The organism is Schlesneria paludicola DSM 18645 (genome assembly GCF_000255655.1).
In the GTDB taxonomy this organism is placed as follows: domain Bacteria; phylum Planctomycetota; class Planctomycetia; order Planctomycetales; family Planctomycetaceae; genus Schlesneria; species Schlesneria paludicola.
In genome coordinates this window covers 186,808-209,870 of the sequence record NZ_JH636438.1, presented here as the reverse complement: position 1 = coordinate 209,870, position 23,063 = coordinate 186,808, and the positions used below count along the sequence as shown (strand labels likewise).

The following is a 23,063-nucleotide window of genomic DNA, read 5'->3' as shown; positions in this document are numbered from 1 at the left end:
CGCTGGGGGGGGCGCAATTCAGGATTCAAACGCCCCAGAAATATGAAGCACAGGCGGCAAGCAGGCTGACAAAGCATTAAGCGGCTTGCTCCGTTCGTGATTCCCTCTTCGCAACGCACTGAATCGTTCACACTGCAATTCTTCGTGCATCTTCGCGGTGCATTTGCAATGTTTGAAACCTTTTCGACATTCGTGTGCGGAATCGTGTAGGACGCGGGATCACCCCCGCCGTCCTCCGACACTCCCCGCGCACTTAGCGTATCCGGCGGGTATCCTGGATGCCTTATCAGTTGCCGGTCGAAGCGCATTCCGGGACTAACCCGGATGCCCCCAGCGCAAAGTAAACGAGACAGCTATTTTCGCGTAAAGTGTAGTCACCACGCAACATTTTACCCGTGGAAACGGCGGTCTCGTCATCTGGCAGAGTGTACACAACAGAGGCTTCTTTTTAGTCTCACGCTCGTCGAGACATTGTCGTGGATTTCAAGGGGGAATGGTCACATGAGACGCGGGAGGTCTTCTGTTTCAAGAAGTCGAACAGCGGCTTGAGATCGTGCGACAGTTTGCCCGATGTTTTACCGGCCATCGAGATGAGGAATTGATTGAATTCTCGGTCGAGGAACCTCGTCTGCAACGCGTCATGGGGTTGGCTCTGGGATACGAGAATCTCAACGATCATGAACGACTGCGGCATGCCCCTTTGCTGGCACCTCTCTGTGGACGCAAGGACTTCACGGGAGCCGACCGACTCAATCCCGACGACCAGGGCAAGCCATTGGTGGGTAGACGTACGCTCAATCGGCTGGAGCTCACCCCAGCGAGAGTCGGGGCCAAAAGCCGTTACAAGAAGTTTGTCGCCGCGATCGGCCAATTGCAGGACACGCTGGTGGACCCTTTCATCCACATGCGCGCCAAGCAAAGTGTCCCGGAAGAATTGGTGATCGATTTCGACGCCACGGATGATCCCATCCATGGCGACCAACTCGGTAATTTCTTTCATGGCTATTATCGGAATGATTGCCACCTGCCGTTGTACGATTTTTGCGATGGCTGCCCACTACTGGCGTTGTGACGGCCTTCCAACCTCGATGCCAGCGAGGGAACTGTGGAACCGCTCAAACGGATTGTGGCCAAGCTCAGTCAGGCCTGGCCCGACGTGCGGATCATCGTCCGAAGAGACAGTGGATTCTGCCGGGAACCGATTATGCGGTGGTGCGAGCAAAACCGGGCGGATTGCCTGTTTGGCCTCGCCAAAAACAAACGCTTGCTCAAGATCTCGGGAAAAGAATTGCATGACGCTCAGGTGCTGTTCGAGCAGAACGGGACCGCCTCGCGGGTCTATAAAGATTTCGTCGACACCACGAAAACGAGCTGGTCGAGCCCGTGCCGCGTCATTGGTAAGGCAAAACATTTGGCCAAGGACAGCAATCCGCGTTTCATCGTGAACTATCTCCCGGATGGTGGTCGCTGGCGTGCCCAACCCTTTACGACGATCTCTACTGTGCGCGGGGTGAGCTGGAGAATCGGATCAAAGAACAGCAGTTGTACCTGTTCGCCGACCGGACCAGCACTCACTAACTCAAATCCAATCAATTGCGAGTTTTGTTCTTCACAATGGCGTATGCGCTGCATATCGCGCTGCGGAAATTCGGCCTCAAGGGAGCCGCGTTAGCCGACGCGCAGATTTCAACGATCCGAAACCAGCTGTTGAAAAAATCGGAGGCAGCATTCAGGTCAGAGTGCGGCGAATCGTCCTCTCATTTTCACAGGCGTACCCGCACCAAGAATTGTTTCAGCAAATCTTGACGAACTTGAAGCATCCCGGCTGGATGCCGTTAAATGTGTCGTTATCCAAGCCGACTTCCTCTTGCTTTTTGACTCACCGCGATGACGGCCATGGGATCGGTTCGCGCGCCCGGGACTCAACCACAAAAATCCGTCGCCTGAGCCCTCAAAGACTTCTCAAATTCACAAAATCCACCCTGAACTCAGCCGCCCAGACACCAACTACGGATTACATCCCGAAAATCGATTCACCAGAACAGGACCTGTGTCACATCCGGGCTAAGCAGACACGCCTACGCACTCGCCACGACAGAGTGGACGCGCCACTCACTTTCGTGACGACGCCTTCGCGACTCCGAGCGACGCATCCCCCGATTCGTCGTTACCACGATTCACCATGGCGACGACGCACGCATCTTGAAACGAAGCCCCTGACCCAACAACATTCCTTGGGCACCACATCCGCGACAACAGCCGCAGGGCATTTGCGCGCTGTACAAACACGGCTCCACGCCAAGCATTTTCCCGAGACGACTCAACCGACTTCCGTGAAGCCTCTCACCAGACTCAATACACCCATTTACGCGTCACAAGCGGGACACGATTGCCTGCTGATACCCGAGCATATGAGCTGTCATTGACTCGCCACGACTCCGCCCAGGCAATTGACTCTAAATCGGCGATCAGCCGTACTCGCCGCGCACCGCGAGACAGACACAACCAGAGCGCCAACACGAATTGACAGTCCGTACTCTTATCTCGTCATGTGCGAAAAGGTGATACCTGCCGACGATCTCACAGCCTGCTGAAATAAAAAAATGACTTACTACAGAACAAAACTCGTACTGACACCAGGAGACCTGGCCTCATTTTTTGAACGGGCCGCCAAGGCTGGTAACAATCAGTAGCCAACACACATGCACATCCGTATCAATCACGACACAACCGCAACTGAACACACAACAGCTATTGCAAGAGAATCAAAAATGATCCCGTCTTCGCTGACAAGCAATAGACACTCTTTGCAACGGACAACCGCTCGTTTGTCCACTCCAACAGCAGCATTCCTCACAATAAACTTATTGCACCAGACACAATCACATCTTCTGTACACTACACAAAGACGCGCACACCAAATTTGTACACACCAGCAGCCTTCAAACGCCGCGCATCGCCTGATTTTCAGTCAATACAAAAAGTCTTCGACAATCAACTTCCGCCCCCTGACACCATGCATTGACTTCAAGGGTAGCTTGTGCGTAAACCAGCTTCGTCGATGTGGAACAGCTCCGTCGGCAATCCAAGGCAGGTAGTTCATTCGGAAAAAAAGTTGCCTTGAAGATCTTTATTGTTTTTGCCAATTGAGTAGATGTTTATTCCTTGACTCATGATTCTCGCTTGAATTAATTAAGCCGCGTGAAAGATTCACAATCGGCCCTGGTATTCAAAATCAGATAATCATGATGGCATATTTTTATTTTGCTTGAACCAGTGGGCTCGATTCTCAGTTCCTGGTTTTTATTGTTGGTTTGGTGGATTTTCTGGAGACGGTTACGTGGCAAGACAAAATGGGATTTTGCGTAAACATGGATTTACGCTGATCGAACTGCTGGTGGTGATTGCGATCATCGCTGTCCTGATCGCGCTGTTACTTCCCGCTGTGCAGCAGGCCCGCGAGGCCGCTCGCCGAACGCAATGCAAGAACAATTTGAAGCAGCTTGGTCTGGCGATTCACAACTATCACGACACCAACCTCGTGTTCCCGCCGGCCTACGTCAATGCGGTTGCGGCTGGTGATTTGAACGTCTCAGGGTTTGCTGTGCGATTGCTCCCGTACATTGATCAAGGACCGCTGTACAACCTCTACAACAGCTCTGTCCCCGTGACAGACCAGCCCGGCAGCTATGATGCCGCAGCATGCGCCGCCAATTTGGTCGTCGTCCGCACGCAGTTGGCCGCCTGGAAATGTCCTTCGAGCGCCGCTCCCGAGCTGAGCACCCCGGTGATTCCGGCCGGTGCATTGGCCACAGGCTTCCCTGCCACGACGTTGACCGTTCCGTATGCTCGAGGCGATTATTGCCTCACATCGGGAGTTCGCAAGGCTTACTCGTTGTACACCTACAATGGCGGCATCTCCGGCAAACGAAATGGTGCGTTTGCCGTCGCTGGCTCGGGCGGAAGCGTCAGAAGCTTCAAGGATATCACGGATGGGTCTTCGAATACCATCTGCGTCGGTGAGCGCACCGGGAGCACCACGATGTATGTGAAGCAAACCCCGACAACCAATCCGGCGATCGTTGGCCCAAGCAATATCAATGCCGTCACCAACGGAGTTGGCTGGGGCGATTTTCTGATTGGCGAAAACTGGACCATGGGCACGAACAACGATGCGACAACATCGACCGTGACCGTGAGCGGAGTCACTGATGATGGTGGTCCTTGTGCCATCAATTGCACCAATGCTCGAGGTAGCTATCACTCATTTCATGTGGGTGGCGCTCACTTCTTGATGGTTGACGGCGCCGTGCGATTCGTCAGTGAAAACGTCGCGGCTCCGAACTTCGGTGGGTCCTTGACCGCGTTCATGGGCGAAACGACGTCCGTCGTCGACTAGTGACACAGCGGTCTGTGCAGACAGGTTCGTGAAGCAGCGAGCAGGCCCATTCGCTTGCTCGCTGCAAGTTCATCAACGTGTCGGCTCGGGCTTGAAGTTCAACTAGCGTCCATCGCCGAATGATTCGGTCGATGATTCTTGATTTGGTCGCGGGATGCGATCGTCCGTGCGTTACTGCACCGTCAGAGTTCATAAGGTGTTTCGATGGTTTTCAGGCAGTTGGGTTCAGCTCTGGTGGGGAGCCTTTTGATTTCCGCCCTGTGCGTGGGGTGTGGTCCCGGTATCAAACTGGAGCCAAACCAGAAGCCGACGTTTAAGGTGACTGGATCGGTCGTGGTCGATGGCCAAACACCCACCCCGCCGGTTCGCCTGGTTTGCTTTTTGAAGAATTCCGCGGGAACGGAGATCGAGAAGGCGCCGTCTTGCGAATCCAAGCCGGACGGAACCTTCGAACTCGTGACCTATCGGGACGGTGATGGCGCTCCTGCCGGTGACTATCTCGTCACAGTGGAGTGGCGAGAGTACGACGTCCTGAATCGCGAGTACAAGAAGCTTGACAAACTGAAGGGCCGTTACAGCGACCCAAAGAAATCGCAGATCGAGTTTACGGTCGTGAACAAGGCCGTGGATCTGGGAACAATTGAGCTCACCACAAAGTGAGTAGGATCAGCCCAGAACGAAGCTGATAACGTGAATGTCGCAAAGAGTTCCCTTTGAGTTGTCAAAGGGAACTCTTTGCCTTTCTCCGTCGGACTTCACCCTGTTGTTGACGACTTCCGTCGTTTTCATTGACGATCTTTGAACTTCAATATCCAGTCATGCCCTATGCCGAGCTCTATTTTTATCGCCCCATCGCGAAATCGATTGATTGTCTTGGCCTTGCTGACAATCTCGATCCTTCCATTGACTTCACCGGCCTGGGGCCAACCCATTCCAGTCCGCAGTACGAGTGACACGACTTCGAAGCCTGATTTCCAATACAAGGTCGTTGGAAGCTCCAACACGGGGCCTTATACGTATGCCCCTGAAACATGGGGTGATTTGCGAATCAACCTGGTCAACGCCCGGTCAGAATCACGCGAAGTTCTCTGCACGACGTACTTCGATCAAGATCCGAGTTTGCAATATGGTCGGCAAGTCTGGCTTCCGAAACAGTCGATCCTGCGCACCTCGCACCCGATTCTCGTTCCGAAGTGCGATCCCGCACCAGGCCGGAATCTCAACCTCCGCTCTCTGATCCTCGACGCCTCAGAGTCCAATGAAGTCATGATCCGAAACGAATCGGGCCAGCGATTTCATGATGCCGCAATCCTGGTTGCACAGGCAGGACGCAACACAGCCGTCTTTGGCGATTCGGCAATTGCATCCACGGAGCCGGGAAATGAGATTGCGGACTTAATCGTAGCAGGCCGAGTCGGACAGCAGCTCACCAACAGATTTACGATCCTCAACGATCCCTTTCTGCCCGCGGATGAAAGCGTACTTAAAACCTTTGATCACCTTATCCTCGCCGACGGCCGAATCACGGACGACTTCGCAGCAACGACAGCCCTGCGTGCCTGGCTGCATGCAGGCGGCAATCTGTGGGTCATGCTCGATCAAGTCGACCCCGTCGTCTTGAAGCGGCTGCTGGGTGATGATTTTTCTGGCCATGTCGTGGATCGCGTCGGACTCACTTCCGTTCGCATCGACAAGGCTTCAGCTCTGACCGATACCGAAATGACCGAAGCCGAAACGGTCGACTACGATGATCCCGTCGACTTGGTTCGAATCGTAAATCCAAGTTTCACGGCCAGCTATTCGGTCAACGGATGGCCCGTTGCAATGACGAAAGCGTGCGGTGATGGAAAGCTGCTGCTCACGACACTTGGGGCGCGGGCATGGGTACGACCGCGACCCGAAAGTATGGAGCAGCCGACCGACCCGCTGAAGACATCGAACGTCATTGCCGCGTCGCCGCTCACCACCATCGCCCGCGACTTCTTCAGTCCGCGAAACCCGCCACTGCTTCCACTCAACACGATTGAACCACAAGTCCGGGAATACATCGGCTACACCATCCCTTCGTGGGGTGCGATTGTGGGAACTTTGCTGGGGTTTTCCCTGTGTATCCTCGCGCTGGGAACCTGGCTCAATCTTTCGGGGCGCCTGGAACATGTCAGCTGGATGGGCTCAATTCTGGCCATCATTGTCAGCGCTGGATTGATCATGATCGGCCGAACGAGTCGCCAAGCCATTCCTCCGACACTGGCGAGTGTGCAATTCATCCAGGGCATCCGAGGAACCGACGAGATTCGGACGGAGGGCCTACTTTCGATTTTCCAGCCAGAAGGAAGCCAGGCCACAATTGAAGTCACGAATGGTGGCCGGATGATTCCCGACATGACTGGCCTGGAGGGGACGTCGCGCCGCATGATCACCACCGATCTGGGCACCTGTCATTGGGAAAACCTGCCACAAGCGGCGGGGCTTCGTTCAACTTCGTTCACTCAGTCCCAGACCGTGATCGACCGCCTGCAGGCCCATGCCACGTTTAATTCCAACGGCGTCGTGGGGAAATACTCGGGACAATTGCCCGTCGGATCTGATGCGATCCTGGCAACCCGCAATGGGCGAATGGGGGTGGCATTGAAGGCCGACGGCACATTCATCGGCCGCGCAGAGGACATTTTCGAACGTGATCAATTCCTGAGTGCCGGACTTTTAAGTGACGAGCAGAATCGACGTCGCCGGACCTTGGAGTCGCTACTGACGAACCCAAAACGCAAAGACTATCCCGACCGGCCGCAACTCATGTTCTGGTCCGAGCCTTGGGACAACGGTTTCCGGTTCGGAGAAGGGCTGGCACGGCGGGGAACGTCGCTTGTCGCCTTGCCGCTGGTGCTTGAACGTCCCGCGAGCGGCACAGAGATCTTTATTCCATCGCCGTTTTTGAACTACTTCAATCGCCGAAATCCAGATGGATCATTGCCATCAACGATGTGGGACGCAACGCGCAATGAATGGCAGGAACGTTCGACACCTGGCTTGAGCTGGTTGAACTTCATGATCCCGCGCGAACTGCTCCCTCTGACCCTGCGTCGGGCGAGAATCGATCTCAAGGTGGCCGGCCCCGTGGGGCGTGTTGAAATTTTCGGCCTGAAGGATGGGTCCGTGATCAGCCTGAAGACGGTCATGGATCCTGTCGGTTCGTTGTCGATTGAAATTTCCGATGCCGACTCTCTGACGTTGGACGACGAAGGACGCCTCTCTCTCGGCTTGAGCGCCGGAGACCCCAATCGTCCCGAATTGACTCACTCCGCTGCCGATCAAAACCGGACCGACGAACAACGCCTCGCTCCGACGCAAATCAATCAGAGTGCCAAAGTGAACTACTGGCGAATCGAATCTCTGGCACTACAGCTTTGGGCCAGTACGGCGAAAACTCCGCTCACGGACTGATTCGTCCCTTTGCAGCCCTCTCGCGCGTCACTGTCACGAACGCGCCGCATGCCGCGGCCACACCGAACACCTACTCCGTCGAGACGTCTTTTCTCGGAAAAACTTCAGCCATGTTGCATTGCACTCGAGCCTGGGCGATCGCAGCCCTGTTATTCACTGTGGCATCGACGGGAAACGCGGAACTTGTCCCTGACTTCCTGATGGAGTCCAATCCGGAATTTCATCCCCCCGCGCCGGTGAAACGATTCCATCGCGATTTCAAGAGTCTCTGGCTCGAGGCACTGCAAAGGCCAGAGATCGATCTGCAACGAATGACCGCCGAGACGGTCGCTCGGGCCCACTTGCATGGGATTCCGGACTTGATCGACTTGGCCCCGGTTTTGGAAACGATTTTAACGGCGCCTTCCTCGCACCCAGCGGCACGCTATGCCGCGGCCCGCGCGCTGATCGTGCTCGAATCGCGACACTCTGCGTCGAAATTGTTTGAGGCAGGATTGTCACACGGTGCGGATCTGCGATTGCTCGTCGAACCTGCAATTGCTCGCTGGGACTTTGCCCCGGCACACGCCGTCTGGATCAGACGGCTGGAGTCCTCCGAGGCACTTCCCACCGACATCTCTCTGGCCATCAGCGGACTGGGGCTGACCCGCCACGCAGCCGCTCGTCCGTTGCTGATGAAGATCATCATGGACCCAACTCGACGAAGTTCGATTCGACTCGAAGCCGCACAATCCGCCGGAGCCATGGTCGAGTCGGGGCTTGAATCGGAAGCTCGCCGCTTGAGTGGCGGACGGCCCCCATCCAAATTCATCGATCAACTTTGTGCCATTCGCTTGCTTGCCCGACATTCATCTCCAGATGCTTGTCAGTTGCTGCACAACCTGGCGAGCGACCCCGAGGCATCGATCGCCGCTGCGGCTCTCAAGCGGCTGAATGAGATCAATCCAGAACTCGTTCTTCCCCTGGCAGAGACCGCCATGCGCCACGCAGATCAGCATGTTCGCGAAGAAGGAGCCGTGGCGTATCTCCGCCAGCCAACAATTCCGCACATCGAACGGCTCGCGATGCTGTTGAACGATCCCCATCCATCCGTCCGCACATTGGTCACCAGCAACCTGGGTGAGCTGGCATTGAAACCTGAATTTGACGAAGCCGTTCGGTCCGCCGCCATGAACATCTTGAATGGTGATCGCTGGCAAGGGCAATCGCATGCGGCTTTAATCCTGGGCTCGCTCCAGCACAAACCCGCGGCAGACCGACTTGTCGCACTTCTGGAATCGACACGACCAGAAGTCATGATCAATACTGCATGGGCACTTCGAAAACTTGCGGAACCTCTTTCTGCGCCCCAAATTGTCGACAAAATTCGACGCCAGACGGACGAACGCAAGCAGCGATCCATACGAGGCGTCGACGAGCAGATCGCCCATCTGTTCGAAGCGTGCGGAGTGATGAACGTTCAGGCCGCCGAATCATTGATGCTCGACTACATCCCGAAAGATTTGACGATGACACGTTCCCGAGGTGCGGCCATCTGGGCACTCGGAATGTTACACGCCGGAACCTCGAACGATGCAATCTGCAGTCGCCTGATCGGGCGATTCCTGGAAAACTCGGACAAGGATCCCGAACCCTTACTGATCAAACGGTTGTGTGTCGTCTCCATTGCCCGAATGAACGGCAAGGATCAGGCCCCCGCGATGCGGCAAACGATTTCGAATGGGACACCTCCGACGCCGTTGGGTCTTGCGACTCGCTGGGCCGTTCGAGAGCTCACCGGTGAACAGCTTCCCGAGCCCGAACCAGAAAGCTATCCAGAAGGCGAGTGGTTTCTCGAACCACTCAACCTCACCGCGCCCCTTTCAACCATACCCCTTTCGCAATAGTCGATCAGATCGATCAATATGCTGATGAGATTGCATTGCTCGATCAGGCTCACGTTCGGTGAGGAATCGATTCGCCGCTCGATCTTGCTGTTTCGTAACTGTTCACAACCCGAAGAGCGGGGGACAGGCACATTTTCCCGGTTCAATTGGAATCCCGAGTGGATCGACTCGAGTAGTCCTTTCCTTGACCGCGGGAAAATGAGCCAGTCCCGGCCTGTGAACGATTACATCTGTTTCACCAACACGATCGATGTGTGACGAATTCAGGCTTCACATTTTCACATTGTGCTGAATTTGTCTGAAACCTGATACATGTGAGAAAGGTAACAGCTCATACATTTCATCAAAGCGTGTCAGTCCTAGTTGAAATGACAAACGTGTAAGTTCTCACGCGCTATCCTTTTCAGATTTCATTCTTTTTCCTTGGCGCGGGAATCTCATTAAGACTATAACGTCTTAAGTTCCCTCTCTTTTGTACCTCGATATGTCTTCAGTCTGCGTGATTTTTGCGTAGCGTCCGGTTCCGCTTTTGACGACCCCAACTCTTATTCAGATTTGGTTTTCCGTTGTTTCGCGGTTTTCTTCTGGAGACAAACCCATGACGAGACAGGCTGTCACGCCGCGCACGCGCGGATTTACGTTGATTGAGTTGCTGGTGGTGATTGCCATTATCGCCGTACTCATCGCGCTTCTATTACCTGCCGTTCAACAAGCTCGTGAAGCCGCGCGTCGGACGCAGTGTAAGAACAATCTCAAACAAATGGGATTGGGGATGGCCAATTACGAGAGTACTTACTCTCGATACCCGATTCCCACTTGGATTACTCTTGGAGCTGGTTCTGCAGGATATGGTGGATTGCTCACGAGCAACTGTTGGTCATTGGCAATCCTGCCATATATTGACCAGGCAAACGCCTACAATCTCTACAATTTCAATTTGTCGGCATTTGATCCTGCCAATGCTGCGGCGGGCCGAGTCGTCATCACAAGCTTCCTCTGTCCATCGACGCCACGAGCGTCCAACACAATCACTTACACAGTTGACCCCACATTCAATGCCGCACTCCACGTCACTGCGGCGACGGGGCTGACAAACGCAGGTGCGATCGATTACATCTCCACGAATCAAGTCATGGGGACTTTTCAGGATTTTGCATACAAAAGCCCGCCAGGCACCTACTCGACTCTGAATGGCTGGGGGGTGGGTGGAAACACCTTCTTGGCCGGCAGCGGAACCAACAATGTGCCGATCAATGGCCGCATCGGGGACATTACCGATGGATTGTCGAACACGACCATGATTGGCGAACTTGCGGGCCGAAACGTGCTTTATCGTCTCGGTAAGCCAATCACCCCCACGGGAAGCCCGCTCGCAGATGAGGCAGGTTTTAACGTCTTCGAAGGTGGTGGTGCGTGGATCGATGGAAATAACGGACAGTGGAAGCTTTCAGGACGCCTTGTGGACGGCACAGGAGCGGCGGGCCCCTGTGCGATCAACTGCTCGAATGCGCGCGTCATCGCTCCTGATCCGACACAGTATTCTGCGGGCTTGTACGCGTTTCATACTGGTGGCGCACATGTGGCACTCTGCGATGGAAGTGTTCGTTTTCTGAATCAGAACATGAGCGGTGTCACGCTTGTGTCACTTGTGACCGCAAGTGCAGGCGACATTACAGGTGAATTCTAAGAACACGGCGTCAATCCAACTGGATTGATCGAGTGCGATCCACAAACAGATGCGTTCCAAAGGGCTCGCATCTGTTTGTGTTTTCAATGTCGATGTCACAACACTGTGTTGTGACATCCCAGTGATGAGACACCCCAGTCGGTAAATACACCTGCTTGAAGGCGATCAATGATGTCTCAATCTCGATGCTGGGCGGCAATCCTGATCGCCGTGTTGTGCTGTGGTTGCCGTCCCGAAGCGCCGCGTGGAGAAGCACGCCTCAAAACCACACCCGTGAAAGGGATTGTGGAAGTCGATGGAAAGCCCGCATTGAACGTAAGCGTGAAGTTCATCGCAGATGGTTCGTCGTCAGACATCGCGCGTCCAGCTTTGGCTACAACCAACGAAAAGGGAGCCTTCGCGGTGTCGACATACGTAGCCGAGGATGGCCTGCCCGACGGAGACTATGTACTGACCTTTGTCTGGGAAGAGGCGATCTCACTGAATCCCACCAAGAAAGATCAGTTAAAGGGTGCGTATAGCGATCCTAAGAAATCCAAGCACAAAGTGACGGTGATTCAAGGAACTCCGATCGATATGGGTGTCATCGCGTTGTCGACCACGGGCGCTGGCAAGTAGCAATTTGGCGAAACCGTAACCATTCGCGGGTTGGGGACCCACGCACTTTCATCACATGCGACGTGCGACAAGGCATGGAGCGTTGTCATCAGCAACGCATCGCCGCTTAAAATGCGGGCTGTCCCCTGCGTTCCAACGGGCGGCCAAATCGCACGCGTTCGTCGCTCTGGCACCCGCCCCGCTCGATTCAGTCTTCGAGGACGGGCTCCAGAAACCATTCACCTTGATCTGCCAGCATCGGAATCGGTTCTGGTAGCACTTCGCCCGTCAGCTCTTTGATCGCCCATCGCTTCGCCAAACCCATCGCCGTCGGCGGGACGTTCGTCGCAATCGATTGCCGTAATGCAGGGGCATGTTCGATCGCCTTCATTCTCGCCAATGCAATGACGCAATGCTGCTTGACAAGCACACTTTCATCTGGCGGTGAATCATCTTCGATCCGCTTCATGAGCGCGTCTGCCGCGGTCTCGTTGGGATTGCCATTCAGCAACACGCCGATCGCCCAAATGGCCGCCGAGCGTGAACGCTCACCCATACTGGAATTCTTGGGGACGTATCGAATGATCATCGGGGTGACCTCGGCCGCACGCATCACGGCACACGCTTCAAACAGGTGAGCCACCTGCGGATCAATCGGAGGATGAAACCGTTTCAAGCGGACCTCCGTCTGCCGACGAATCTTGTCGATAATGGCCGGAATCGATTCGACGTCAGCGACCTTCCGAAGCGCCCACGCAGAAGCGATCATCACTTCGGGGCGCGACGACTCGAGCAGTTCAATCAGTCGTTTGGAGGCGGGTTTGTGCTGAAGAGACCCCAGCAACAGGCAGGCCTGTTCTTGTCCCTGCCACGTCTCGCCAGCAAGCACTTCCATTGCGCGGGCACGGATGGTTTCATTCAGCTCGGGATTCTGCGACAGACGAACCAGGTTCTCGCTAACGTTCGCCCGAATTTGAGGATGCGGATCGCTCAAGCGCTGGCTCAATGACTCGATCCGCTCGACGGTGGGATATCGCATGTATGCGAGGGCGCCTTGCTCACGAACGCGCTGATCGGCATTTTTCATCGCGTTCGCGGCCAGTGGCAACACCAATCGCGAGTCGATGGCATTCAATCGCTCCAGTGCCGGCGTGACAATGACAGGTTGCTTGTCCGCCGCCACGAGTTCAATCAAGAGCTGTCTGGCGGATTCGCTGTTGTGACGATCGAGCAGACGAATGGCACAAAGTCGATTCAATGTTGGCGATGTTCGCGTTTCATCAACAAGGCGTCTGGCGTCCGCCTCGAGACCGGTTTCGGTCAATTGGCCCGCCGCCGCTGCTGCCGCCAAACGAACTTCCGGGCCCCTCACGAGATCAAGCGCCATCGCCAATAGGACTGGCAGAACCTTGGCTTCACGAACCTCACCCAGGCCACGAACGGCGAGCAGCAGATCACGCGGCCGAGTTTCCGCCGATTCCAATCGCTTGATCCAGATTTCTCGTGCGGAAATCACGTCCCATTTTGCCATCACAGGCTCAATCAGATGCCGAAGGTCAGCCCCAAACAACTGTGATGCGTGCAAGAGTTTCTCGGCGGAAGGGCGTGATTCCAGCACGATCAGAGCGCGTGCCGCCGCGAATCGCGTCGCGGGATGGGTCTGGTCCGCGATCAGCATACTTTCCAGGATTGGCACGGACTCGATCAGATCAGGAATACCATGTTGATGCGCAAGGGAAATCGTTTCGGCGGCCATCCGCTGCATGTCGGTTTCAGGACGATTCAGTGCTTCAATCCACAGTGTTTTCAAACGCGGACTGAACTTCTTCAGGCGATCCGGATCGCGAAATCCGGGATCAGAATCCATCAGGAAATCGGGTTCAATCGCCGCGTTCAGAATGCTGACGCCAGCGAACAGAGAGATGATGCAACATACGAGACGGAAACGCGGCATTCGACTTCGTCGCATCGAAGACGTGTCACCGAGTGCAATCGCGCGTGAATTCAAAGACATGGCTTCAGTCATTCGCAATCGGTTCCGTCGTTTTCGCCCAAAGCTGTAAGGTAAGGGATTCAATCTTCCAATAGTTCACTTTCGTGCCCGCGTTGACATTGGTGACGGCCGACGACGCTTGTGCCTCAGCACCAGACTGCGTTGCCGTACCGGCCACGGTCATGGTCAGTCCGGGGCGTGACGAATCACCCATCTGCAACCCCAGCGACAACTGCCCATCATCGGAAATGGAAAGGGCACTGATATCATCCAGCTCGATTTGCACCGTTCCAACAGGATCGACGACGGTGTGAAGAGAAACGACGTCGTGGCGCCGTAACCCCAGGATCTCAATGCGCCCGACTGGCCCCGTGACCATGATCGAAAGACGTGCGCGCCTGGCGACAATCGGAAGCAATTCCCTGGGAACCTGAAAGCTAAGCCACGTCACCCCGGGTGTCGAACGTTCCAGCCACTTCTCTCGAAATTCATCCCAAATTGAAGAACCTTTCGAACCATCGGGATTGATGCGATTTCGATACGCCAGGAGAGCAGGGGGAATCAGGATCTCTGTTCCATTTGCGGGCCGCTGAATCACGAGCGGAACCGAGATCAATGTGCTGCCCTGTGGCTTCAAGTCGTCTCCAAAGTGGAACCCATGCTCCCATTTCTCCGACCAGAACAAGAGTTGCGGACGTAGAGCAAACCCTTTCTCTTTATGACTTTTGAAAAGTGTCTCGAGCGTCCGGCGGCGGCGAATTTGCTCATCGCTCAGCAACCTTGCGCTCAAGTATTGCGACGCCTCAAATGCGCTGTCAGCACGGGCGGCAAACGTGCCATCGCCTTTCAGCGTCACGCCTAACCGGCCGAATCGTGTCGCAAGAACGGAATCATCCCCGGGTGGCAGACGTCCCGAGTACCGCCCCGAGATGCCATTGGCGTCCAGCGTCGCCACCGCCTCGATTCGAGCAACAACGGTCTCGGCCCGAGCAAACGAGTACACTCGTAACCCCGCGGACTGGACCAGATTTTCCCAGCGCCAGGCGCCCAGATCTGTTGTGACCATCCTGCGCGTGGCATTCTCAAGTCCGGACATGTCGGGAAACATCAGGCCGCCGCAAGTCGTCTGGATTTCAGACGCACTTCCCTCGGGATGATAGACGGCAATGCAACCCTGGCTGCGGACTTCGTCAGTTCCCGGGATCGCTTGTGCCATTTGAATCGAGGCAATCGTCCCCGGCACACCGTGACGATAGGAGATGCCGATCAACAACAAGACAAGACTGATCGCAACCGCGAACGAAGTACCGATCCAGCCCAGGTGTTCGAGCCGTTCGGTTCGCATCAACCAGACACCCAGGGCGACCTGCGACACGAGAAAGCACGTCAATAGACCGACAATCAACGAGAATGAGGGGATGTGATATCCGATGTATTCTCGCACCTGAGGCTCGAGATCGCTTGGGGACAAGAGTTCTGCAGCGGGAATTCGAAAGAATTCCGAACTCAGATTCATCATCTCGGGCCCTGCTACGAAGTCGGAAATCATCATCGGGTCAACGGCTTTTGCAGAGTCCTTTTTTTCAGGATCGCTTTTTCGGGGTTTCATCCACCCCGATGCCCCCAGAGTCGTCAGCATGATCCGCCCCTCGCCATACGAGCGAGACATGGCTGCAGGCCAGCCGTTCACAGTGTATGACACCTCCATATTCGAAGGAATCATCCGCACCAGTTCGACCGGTTCCTCATGCTCGACAGTTTCACCTTCGATTTCAACAGGATCAATCAACATCGCCGGTCGATCCATCCGAACCGTGGTCAGGCCCACCCGGTCAATGATGCCGCTTGTGAAATCATCCCCAAACAACCGCTCGAGGAATAACGGTTTCACTCGATCGACCATCACCCACAGGTGACCACCCGCACTGACCCAATCGCGCAGAGCCGACATTGCGGCAAAGTCATCCGCCAATCGATCTTCGGCAATCACGATGTGATCAAGACGACTCAGCCCCGCTTCATCCGAGGGCAGAAATTGATCGCCAAGTATGGTGACTTTGTTGTTCAATCGTTGGTCGACGCGGCACGCGACGATCAGATTCATGACATCCGAAGGTACCCATTCGCTTGCGCGTGACCCGGCAATGACGGCCGTATTTCGTCGCGAATGAGTCACCAACATCGACGTTTCGTGAAGCAGTTGCCCCGACTCGCTTTTGACGAGAATCTCTTCTCCTGACGATTTCTCAATCACGAGGGAATGCAGATTGATCGCGCGTCCCTTCGATTCACTGTATTTGGGAATCAGAACCGGATGCGTGATCCGCAGCTTGGAACGTGCAGGCAACCACACGTCACGTCCAAACTGCAGTGTCGGGTCGTCATCGAAATAGGTTGCACACAACAACTCTCGAGACGCGTCGACGGAATTTTGCACCGCCAGATGAAGGTCCGCCCACTTCTCGGGGACGTACGTAAAATTCCCAAACCTCGAATTCCAAACAACGTTCAATCGAAACTTGGACTTCGAGTTCGCCTCGTGAACGGTAGAACTCGTGCCGGATGTCGCGATGCCTTGACCGTAGACAAGCTGACCACAGTCCAAGATCAGGACCAAGAGCAATAACACGTCAAACAGTCGATGCCAGCATGGTCTGCGAGACATTCCGAATAACATGTTCACGACTTGCGAGCTTGAATTGTCAGATCGCCCCGACAGAACGAGATTCGCAACGACGTGCGATGAATTACTCGTAACTGAAGTCGCTAACGTACTCTGTGCGCGAACGCGATGCTACTCTCCGTTCAATACGAAGATTGTTAGAATCGTCCAACGTCGGCTCGGCACTCGTCATTGCTCGAAACAACAACGTTTCTAAGTCAACAAACGAGAGTCACATTTTCGGCACCGACAAGACTGGTTTCCAAGCAGCCATTTGCACGACGGCTGCTCGTTGCCGCCCCTTAGCTGTTTACGATTTCAGAAACCACGCGTGCAGTACGACCGTCGGTGATCTGCTGTTCGCGACCATTGAACTGGTACAACAGTTTCGAGTGATCAATCCCCAGTTGCCGCAAGATTGTTGCCTGGAAATCATTCGGTGTGACAACATTCACGGCGGCACGATGGCCGACTTCGTCGGTTTCTCCATACGTCATCCCCGGCTTAAAACCGCCACCCGCCATCCAGATCGAGAATCCCTGTCCATTGTGATCGCGGCCGCCATTTTCCGTCAGATCACCTTCGCTGACCGGCAACCGGCCAATCTCACCACCCCAGTGGACGATCGTCGAATCCAGCATCCCGCGCTGCTTCAAATCCGTGACCAACGCGGCAGCCGGCTGATCGGTCTTTTTACAGATGTCCGGCAACCCTGTCCGAATCCCCGTATGGTTGTCCCAGGGTTGCCCACCCAGGAAGAGTTGCACGAACCGCACGCCACGCTCTACCAATCGACGCGCGATCAAGCACCGCGTTCCGTACTCGCGCGAATGCGGCTGATCGAGACCGTACAGTTTATGGATATGTTCGGGTTCCTGAGAAATATCGAGAGCTTCTTTCGCCGATGATTGCATGGCCGCGGCCAACTCATAACTGGCAATACGTGCTTCAAGATCGGATTCACCCGGGTGCCGATCCAGATGCCGCTGATTCAGCCGTGCCAGCAGATCCAGATTCTGCTTCTGCAAGGGACCACGCAGGTGAGGTGGAGCATCCAGATTGAAGATGCGCGGTTCCTCGGCCCGAAGCACCGTACCTTGGAACAGCGGCGGCATGAATCCACTCGACCAGTTGACCGTTCCATCGACAGGATGCCCCCCTGGATCGGCCAAGACCAGATAGGCTGGAAGGTTTTGATTCTCACTTCCCAAACCGTAAACGATCCAGCTTCCCAGCGTCGGGCGACCGGTGACCGCCGGAATGCCGCTATGAAAATAACGAATCGACACTTCGTGGCCATTGTGCCCCGTGTGCATCGATCGAATCACGCAAATGTCGTCGACGATTCCGGCGGTGTGCGGCAACAGTTCCGAGACTTCGGTCCCACATTCACCATGGGCCGAGAATTTCCACGGACTGCCGAACAGCTTCTTGCTGGCCCGGTTCACAAAGCTGAAGACCACTTCGCCGTTATAATCCTGGCCGTGATGCTTCGTCAGTTCAGGCTTCGGATCAAGCAGGTCCATGTGTGACGGACCGCCATGCATGAACATCGAGATCATCGCGTTGGCACGCGGCGCGAACTGCGGCTGACGCCATTTGAGATCGTTCGACTGCAGATCCTTCGGCTTGCCCGGAGGAGCGGCCAGCAGCCCTTCTTCCTTCAGCAGCGACGCCAGGGCAAAGCTGCCAATACCAAACGCGTTCGTCGCCAGAAACTGACGTCGAGAGTGACAGCCATCGCAAGAGAGATCTGGATGATTCATTGCGTTCAATCTCTTTGAGTTGAATCTCGTCGAGCTTAATCCGGTGACAAACACAGGCCCGCGACAAATTCAGTCGAGGTACAAAAACTCATTGCTGCTCATGATCTGCTGACACAAGCTCGACAGCGAAATCAGATCGTGATCGCCGGGGGCGCCCACAGATCGAAGCGTACGCGTCTGCTGATCGAAGAACTGGCAAGCGATCTCCAACTCTTCAACGGTAATTGGTCGGCAATAGGCCAATCGCCAGGCAAACGCAATTTGCTCGGGAACGGTTGTCGTCAACGGTCCATGGAAGTTTCCGGCCGAGTCCCAGCGTTCCAGTTCCTGCCCTTGGTCATTCACTGATCGCAGCGACACAATCCACTCGAAAGAATCGCTGGTCACGTTTTCCAGGCAATCGGTCACGAAGTCGAGCGTGTCGCCCGGCTGAACTTCGATCTTGGCAATGTTTGTTTCGATACGATTCTTCTTCGATGTCCATTCACCAAGCTGACCCCCACGGCTCAAGATCACGCGCGACCGAACTCCGTCGCCATTCTCTGACAGGTGATTCAATGCACCCGTCATGACGATCGTTCCCGGCTTGGAAGCGACCCACCGACGAATGACCGCACGCTGCTGGTCGTCGCCCGGATGGCCACCCGCCGCATGCAACAGCGCCCATCCGGCACCGGCGTCGGGTAGCGACGCACTGGCTTGCCACGTCGTCCCCGTCCAATGACCCAGCGGCTGAAAACGGGTGACGACCTGTGTCAGGTTTGCGTCCGCCGATGGTCGTTCGACGCTTCCATAACCATACTGCCAGGCCATCTGCGAGCTCGGGAACCGGCTATTGAACGCCTGTGTCATGTCACGATCCAGGTCATTTGTCTCGGCCCTCAACCGTTTCGCCAGATGCTCGGCTTGCTTCAGCGTGAAATCTCCATTCATCAACATCAGCGATTGCGGCGCAACGGTGCTTGTCGTCCGTCGATCGCAATTCACGGCCATCACCGGGGCATCGAACGCGGTCAGCAATGAGACCGGTTTGCTGCGACGCGACTGGATGTAGACGCTACGACGCGCGGAGTCGTCTTTGACGTGCACCTGCCCCGCAAAGTCTTCGATCACTTCCACGGGCGGACCAAACTGCGTGCGGTCCAGGCGAGCGCACGTGGCCAGCATGCGATCGCGAACGATTTCCGCTTCAAGCCGCCTGACGCTGAATCGCGAATAGAGCGATCCATCCGAATCAACCATCGCCGCATCCGATCGCTGGGACGACTGGCGATAGACCGAGGACACCATCAGCAATTTATGCATCCGCTTCATGCTCCAGCCCTGCTGAGGCAATTCCGCAGCGAGCCAGTCGAGCAGTTCAGGGTGTGTCGGACGCGTTCCAAGAATTCCAAATTCACCAGGCGTATCGACGATTCCACGACCAAAGTGGTGCAACCAGATGCGATTGGCCAGCACTCGCCCCAACAGGGGATGTTGTCCGTCGACAAGATGCTTCGCCCACGCCAGTCGGCGCCCGGTTGAGGGCAGCGTCGCGTCGTGATTGGGAATCTCAAACCGCTGCCCAGGCGGCGAGGCAATCGTCAGATCACCGGGCTTCACCGGAGTCGTTGGTTCCCGATGATCGCCACGATGAAAGATCGACGTGACCGGTGGTTCGCCTGCAGGCTCCGCTAGCACACTGATAAAATCTTCGACCGGCTTTTCACCGCGTTTGGCCTGAATGACGGCCATATCCTTGGTCAGTTCCTTCGCGGCAGCATCGTTGAACTGGTAAAGCACGCCTGGATCCACTTTGAGGCCCGGGTTCGTCGCGACCAGTTGCTTCTGCTCATCTGTCTTCTTGTCGTCCGGCGTTTTGAAGGCCGTCCGCAACGTTCCCCGTTGATCTTCAGGAAACTTTTCGAGCGCCTTCTCAAACGCTTCTTCTACAAGTTTGGCCTGCTTCTCGTTGTAGGCCGCTTGCAGCTTGCCCGCTTCGGCTTCCACTTCCGTCGCTTTCGCCCGCTGTGCTTCCGTGTACAACGAGATCACGCGATCGCGAGGAATCACCCAAGACTTCACATTTAGAGCCGGTTCAAACACCGCCCGCATCCGATAGTAGTCGGCCTGTGGGATGGGATCGTAGCGATGGTCATGGCATTGCGCGCAACCGACGCTCAGTCCTAACAGAGACGATGAAACGATCTTGATGGTGTCAGCCACGACGAGATTGCGCGAGGTCTCGGGATCGCCTTGACCACTGGCCGTTGGGTCCGCCGCCATGCGCAGGAAGCCGGTCGCAATCAAAAGCTCCGTCGTTTCGGGACTCATGTCCTTATATGGTGGCTTGGTCAATTCATCACCGGCCAGTTGCTCGATCAAAAACTGATTGAGTGGTTTGTCGGCATTCAACGACCGGATCACATAATCGCGATACTTATAGATGTAAGGCCGAACGGTATCGACGTTGCCATCGCCTTCCGAGTCGGCATACCCGGCAACATCCAGCCAATGCCGGCCCCATCGCTCGCCATAGTGTTTCGATTCGAGCAATCGATCGATCATGGCTTCGTAGGCGTTGGGCGATTGGTCATTCAAATACGCTTGTGTTTCCGCGGGCGAGGGTGGCAATCCGATCAGATCGAAGTAGGCTCGCTTGAGCAGCGTGAAGCGGTCAGCATCGGCGTTGATGGTCAGCCCGGCACCTTCAAGCTTGGCGAGCACAAACGCGTCGACTGGAGTCCGGACGCGGTCCGCGGCTTTTACGATGGGAACATCAGGACGGCGAATCGGCTGGAAGGCCCAATACGCGCGTTCTTCGTTGGTGATCCCGATCCCTGGATCAATCGTCAACGGCTCGTCTTTGGCGGTCGGTGCTCCGGCGGCGATCCAGCGTTCAATCATCCGAATCTTTTCGGCCGGAACTTTCTTTTCCCCCGGTGGCATTTCGCCATCGATCATCCGGCGAATCAGAACGCTGTCGGCAGGAGCTCCCGGCTGGATCGAGGCGCCACTATCGCCCCCGGCCGCCATGAAACGGCGCAACCGCAGATCCAATCCCCCTGATGGCTTCTCGGCCCCGCCATGGCAGTCCAGGCAGTAGGCTTTCAGGATGGGCCGAATATCCGCTTCGAACGTCAGGACGTCTGACGCCAAACTGGAACTCGGATTCGACTCGGCCTGAACCACGACGCGGTCAAGACTTCCGAAGAGAGCCAGACCCAGGAAAGCGCGTGAGAGAAATGGTCTCAGCGTGAATCGGTTTGCAATCATACGGCACTCGGCGAGTAAGTGGCGGGCACCAATCGGGCGGGAGTCAAACGTCGAGGATGTCTTGGCAAGCGCGGTCAGCAGGCGTTGTCAGCAATCAGGCAGGGCCGTTCATCGAATCTCGGCTTGTTTTCAGAGGGCAAGCGGTTGATCACCAGTCGCGTGCTCAACAGTCATTCAGCGGTGCATCGGCAGTGATTGATATCTTCGGCAAATCAAGCGGTCAAAGCAAGTGGGAAACGGAAATCCCCTCCAAACCACAATGATCGTCACATGCAGAAGATTCTCGCATTCAGGTAACCGAAGCGACAATTGGCGATTGTGTAAACACTTGGACAGTCTTCGTACGGGAAGTATTACGCCTCTGCGGCATTGGCAAATTGCAACCCCTCTGACGGCCAGCTATCAGAATCGCGTGCGCACACTGCGAATTCGCACCAGAGAACTCGTTGACAGTGTCTGAGCGCGGTCTAGAATAATCCCGCCGTTGTGCAGGGAAGCGGTACGGAGACCTGAATTTTTAGTGACGGGAGTCGCCCTATGTCCCTGCGTGTATTAACGGCATTGCCAGTCTTCAATGAAGAACGTCACGTCGTTGACGTCATTGCCGAAGTGAAGAAGTACTCGGACGAGATTCTTGTCGTTGACGACGGTTCAAGCGATGGAACTGCGGAACTGCTGAAGACAATCCCTGGAATTCACATTGTCCGTCACGAGCAAAACCAGGGTTACGGTGCCGGCCTTCGCACCGCATTCACCTACGCCCTGGCAGGACAATACGACGTGCTGGTCACGATCGATTGTGACGGCCAGCACCAGCCAGCACTGATCCCCGAGATGGCGGCTGCAGTCTACGATTGCCCCGATCATCCCGCCGATATCATCTCGGGAAGTCGCTATCTGAAAGTCTTTCCGGGCGCCAGTGAACCGCCGATCGAACGACGGCGCATCAATCTGCAAATCACGGAATGGCTGAATCACCAGTTCTCCCTGAACCTGACGGACGCCTTCTGCGGATTCAAAGCGTATCGCGTCGATTGTCTGGCGCGGCTGCGGATTACGGAACTCGGTTACGCCATGCCGCTGCAACTGTGGGTGCAGGCCGCAGCCCAGAAAATGAAAATCGTCGAATTCCCCGTTCCGCTGATCTATCTGGAAGAAGAACGCTCATTCGGCGGTTCGTTAGACATCGCCGCCAAGCGACTGGCCTATTACCAGGAAGTCCTCGACAGGGAAATGTCATCTCTGCAACTCGCCCAGACCAAGAAGTGCGAATCGACACCGGCATCCGGCCATCGACCACTGGCGTGTTGTCCGAATTGAGAGGCATTGATTTCTAGTGTCTGTGTATGTGTGCTGCAGACACAATCTAGGGGCTCG

At 55.6% G+C, this 23,063-nt stretch carries 12 protein-coding genes and 1 pseudogene; 9 read left to right on the top strand and 4 right to left on the bottom strand.

Features of this window, described 5'->3' with window-relative positions; translation table 11 throughout:
- Positions 1-517: 517 nt before the first annotated feature.
- The 8 genes and pseudogenes from OSO_RS52205 to OSO_RS0140730 all read left to right on the top strand — a co-directional run.
- Positions 518-1,444: pseudogene (locus tag OSO_RS52205) on the top strand (IS1380 family transposase); the annotation flags it as partial.
- A 23-nt stretch (positions 1,445-1,467) separates the two neighbouring features.
- Positions 1,468-1,578 carry a transposase gene (locus tag OSO_RS52780; RefSeq protein WP_390512119.1) on the top strand — a complete coding sequence of 37 codons (111 nt, stop codon included), beginning with the start codon at positions 1,468-1,470 and terminating at the stop codon, positions 1,576-1,578.
- 1,762 nt (positions 1,579-3,340) lie between these two features.
- On the top strand, positions 3,341-4,399 hold the full coding sequence (locus tag OSO_RS0140765; protein ID WP_010588443.1) for a DUF1559 domain-containing protein: 1,059 nt from the start codon (positions 3,341-3,343) through the stop codon (positions 4,397-4,399).
- 204 nt (positions 4,400-4,603) lie between these two features.
- The gene (locus OSO_RS49275) at positions 4,604-5,059 is read left to right on the top strand and encodes a hypothetical protein (protein WP_010588442.1); all 456 of its coding nucleotides are present in this window, start codon (positions 4,604-4,606) and stop codon (positions 5,057-5,059) included.
- A 213-nt stretch (positions 5,060-5,272) separates the two neighbouring features.
- On the top strand, positions 5,273-7,840 hold the full coding sequence (locus tag OSO_RS0140750; protein ID WP_237729407.1) for a hypothetical protein: 2,568 nt from the start codon (positions 5,273-5,275) through the stop codon (positions 7,838-7,840).
- A gap of 110 nt (positions 7,841-7,950) precedes the next feature.
- Positions 7,951-9,726: a HEAT repeat domain-containing protein gene (locus OSO_RS0140745; RefSeq protein ID WP_157606259.1), complete on the top strand. Its 1,776-nt coding sequence runs from the start codon at positions 7,951-7,953 to the stop codon at positions 9,724-9,726.
- Between the two features lie 598 nt (positions 9,727-10,324).
- Complete coding sequence (locus OSO_RS0140735; protein ID WP_010588438.1) at positions 10,325-11,413, top strand: DUF1559 domain-containing protein; 1,089 nt, start codon at positions 10,325-10,327, stop codon at positions 11,411-11,413.
- Between the two features lie 168 nt (positions 11,414-11,581).
- On the top strand, positions 11,582-12,031 hold the full coding sequence (locus OSO_RS0140730) for a hypothetical protein (RefSeq protein WP_010588437.1): 450 nt from the start codon (positions 11,582-11,584) through the stop codon (positions 12,029-12,031).
- A 187-nt stretch (positions 12,032-12,218) separates the two neighbouring features.
- Here the strand turns inward: OSO_RS0140730 and OSO_RS0140725 are convergent, their stop codons facing one another.
- The 4 genes from OSO_RS0140725 to OSO_RS47100 all read right to left on the bottom strand — a co-directional run bounded on the left by OSO_RS0140725 (position 12,219) and on the right by OSO_RS47100 (position 21,686).
- On the bottom strand, positions 12,219-13,964 hold the full coding sequence (locus OSO_RS0140725) for a HEAT repeat domain-containing protein (protein ID WP_237729406.1): 1,746 nt from the start codon (positions 13,962-13,964) through the stop codon (positions 12,219-12,221).
- A gap of 64 nt (positions 13,965-14,028) precedes the next feature.
- Positions 14,029-16,632: a hypothetical protein gene (locus OSO_RS0140720; protein ID WP_237729405.1), complete on the bottom strand. Its 2,604-nt coding sequence runs from the start codon at positions 16,630-16,632 to the stop codon at positions 14,029-14,031.
- Between the two features lie 335 nt (positions 16,633-16,967).
- Positions 16,968-18,431 (bottom strand): DUF1501 domain-containing protein, encoded by a 1,464-nt coding sequence (locus tag OSO_RS0140715; RefSeq protein ID WP_010588434.1) that lies wholly within the window; start codon positions 18,429-18,431, stop codon positions 16,968-16,970.
- 69 nt (positions 18,432-18,500) lie between these two features.
- Positions 18,501-21,686 (bottom strand): PSD1 and planctomycete cytochrome C domain-containing protein, encoded by a 3,186-nt coding sequence (locus tag OSO_RS47100; RefSeq protein WP_010588433.1) that lies wholly within the window; start codon positions 21,684-21,686, stop codon positions 18,501-18,503.
- A 537-nt stretch (positions 21,687-22,223) separates the two neighbouring features.
- On the opposite strand from OSO_RS47100, the gene OSO_RS0140700 reads away from it, so the two are divergent.
- A complete protein-coding gene (locus tag OSO_RS0140700; protein ID WP_010588431.1) occupies positions 22,224-23,006 on the top strand; it encodes a glycosyltransferase family 2 protein in 783 nt (260 codons plus the stop codon).
- Positions 23,007-23,063 lie beyond the last annotated feature (57 nt).

Coding starts and splice junctions, on each gene's coding strand:
- OSO_RS0140700 (WP_010588431.1), top strand. CDS start 22,224: ATGTCCCTGCGTGTATTAACGGCATTGCCAGTCTTCAATGAAGAACGT.
- OSO_RS49275 (WP_010588442.1), top strand. CDS start 4,604: ATGGTTTTCAGGCAGTTGGGTTCAGCTCTGGTGGGGAGCCTTTTGATT.
- OSO_RS47100 (WP_010588433.1), bottom strand. CDS start 21,686: ATGATTGCAAACCGATTCACGCTGAGACCATTTCTCTCACGCGCTTTC.
- OSO_RS0140735 (WP_010588438.1), top strand. CDS start 10,325: ATGACGAGACAGGCTGTCACGCCGCGCACGCGCGGATTTACGTTGATT.
- OSO_RS0140725 (WP_237729406.1), bottom strand. CDS start 13,964: ATGCCGCGTTTCCGTCTCGTATGTTGCATCATCTCTCTGTTCGCTGGC.
- OSO_RS0140745 (WP_157606259.1), top strand. CDS start 7,951: ATGTTGCATTGCACTCGAGCCTGGGCGATCGCAGCCCTGTTATTCACT.
- OSO_RS0140715 (WP_010588434.1), bottom strand. CDS start 18,431: ATGAATCATCCAGATCTCTCTTGCGATGGCTGTCACTCTCGACGTCAG.
- OSO_RS0140730 (WP_010588437.1), top strand. CDS start 11,582: ATGATGTCTCAATCTCGATGCTGGGCGGCAATCCTGATCGCCGTGTTG.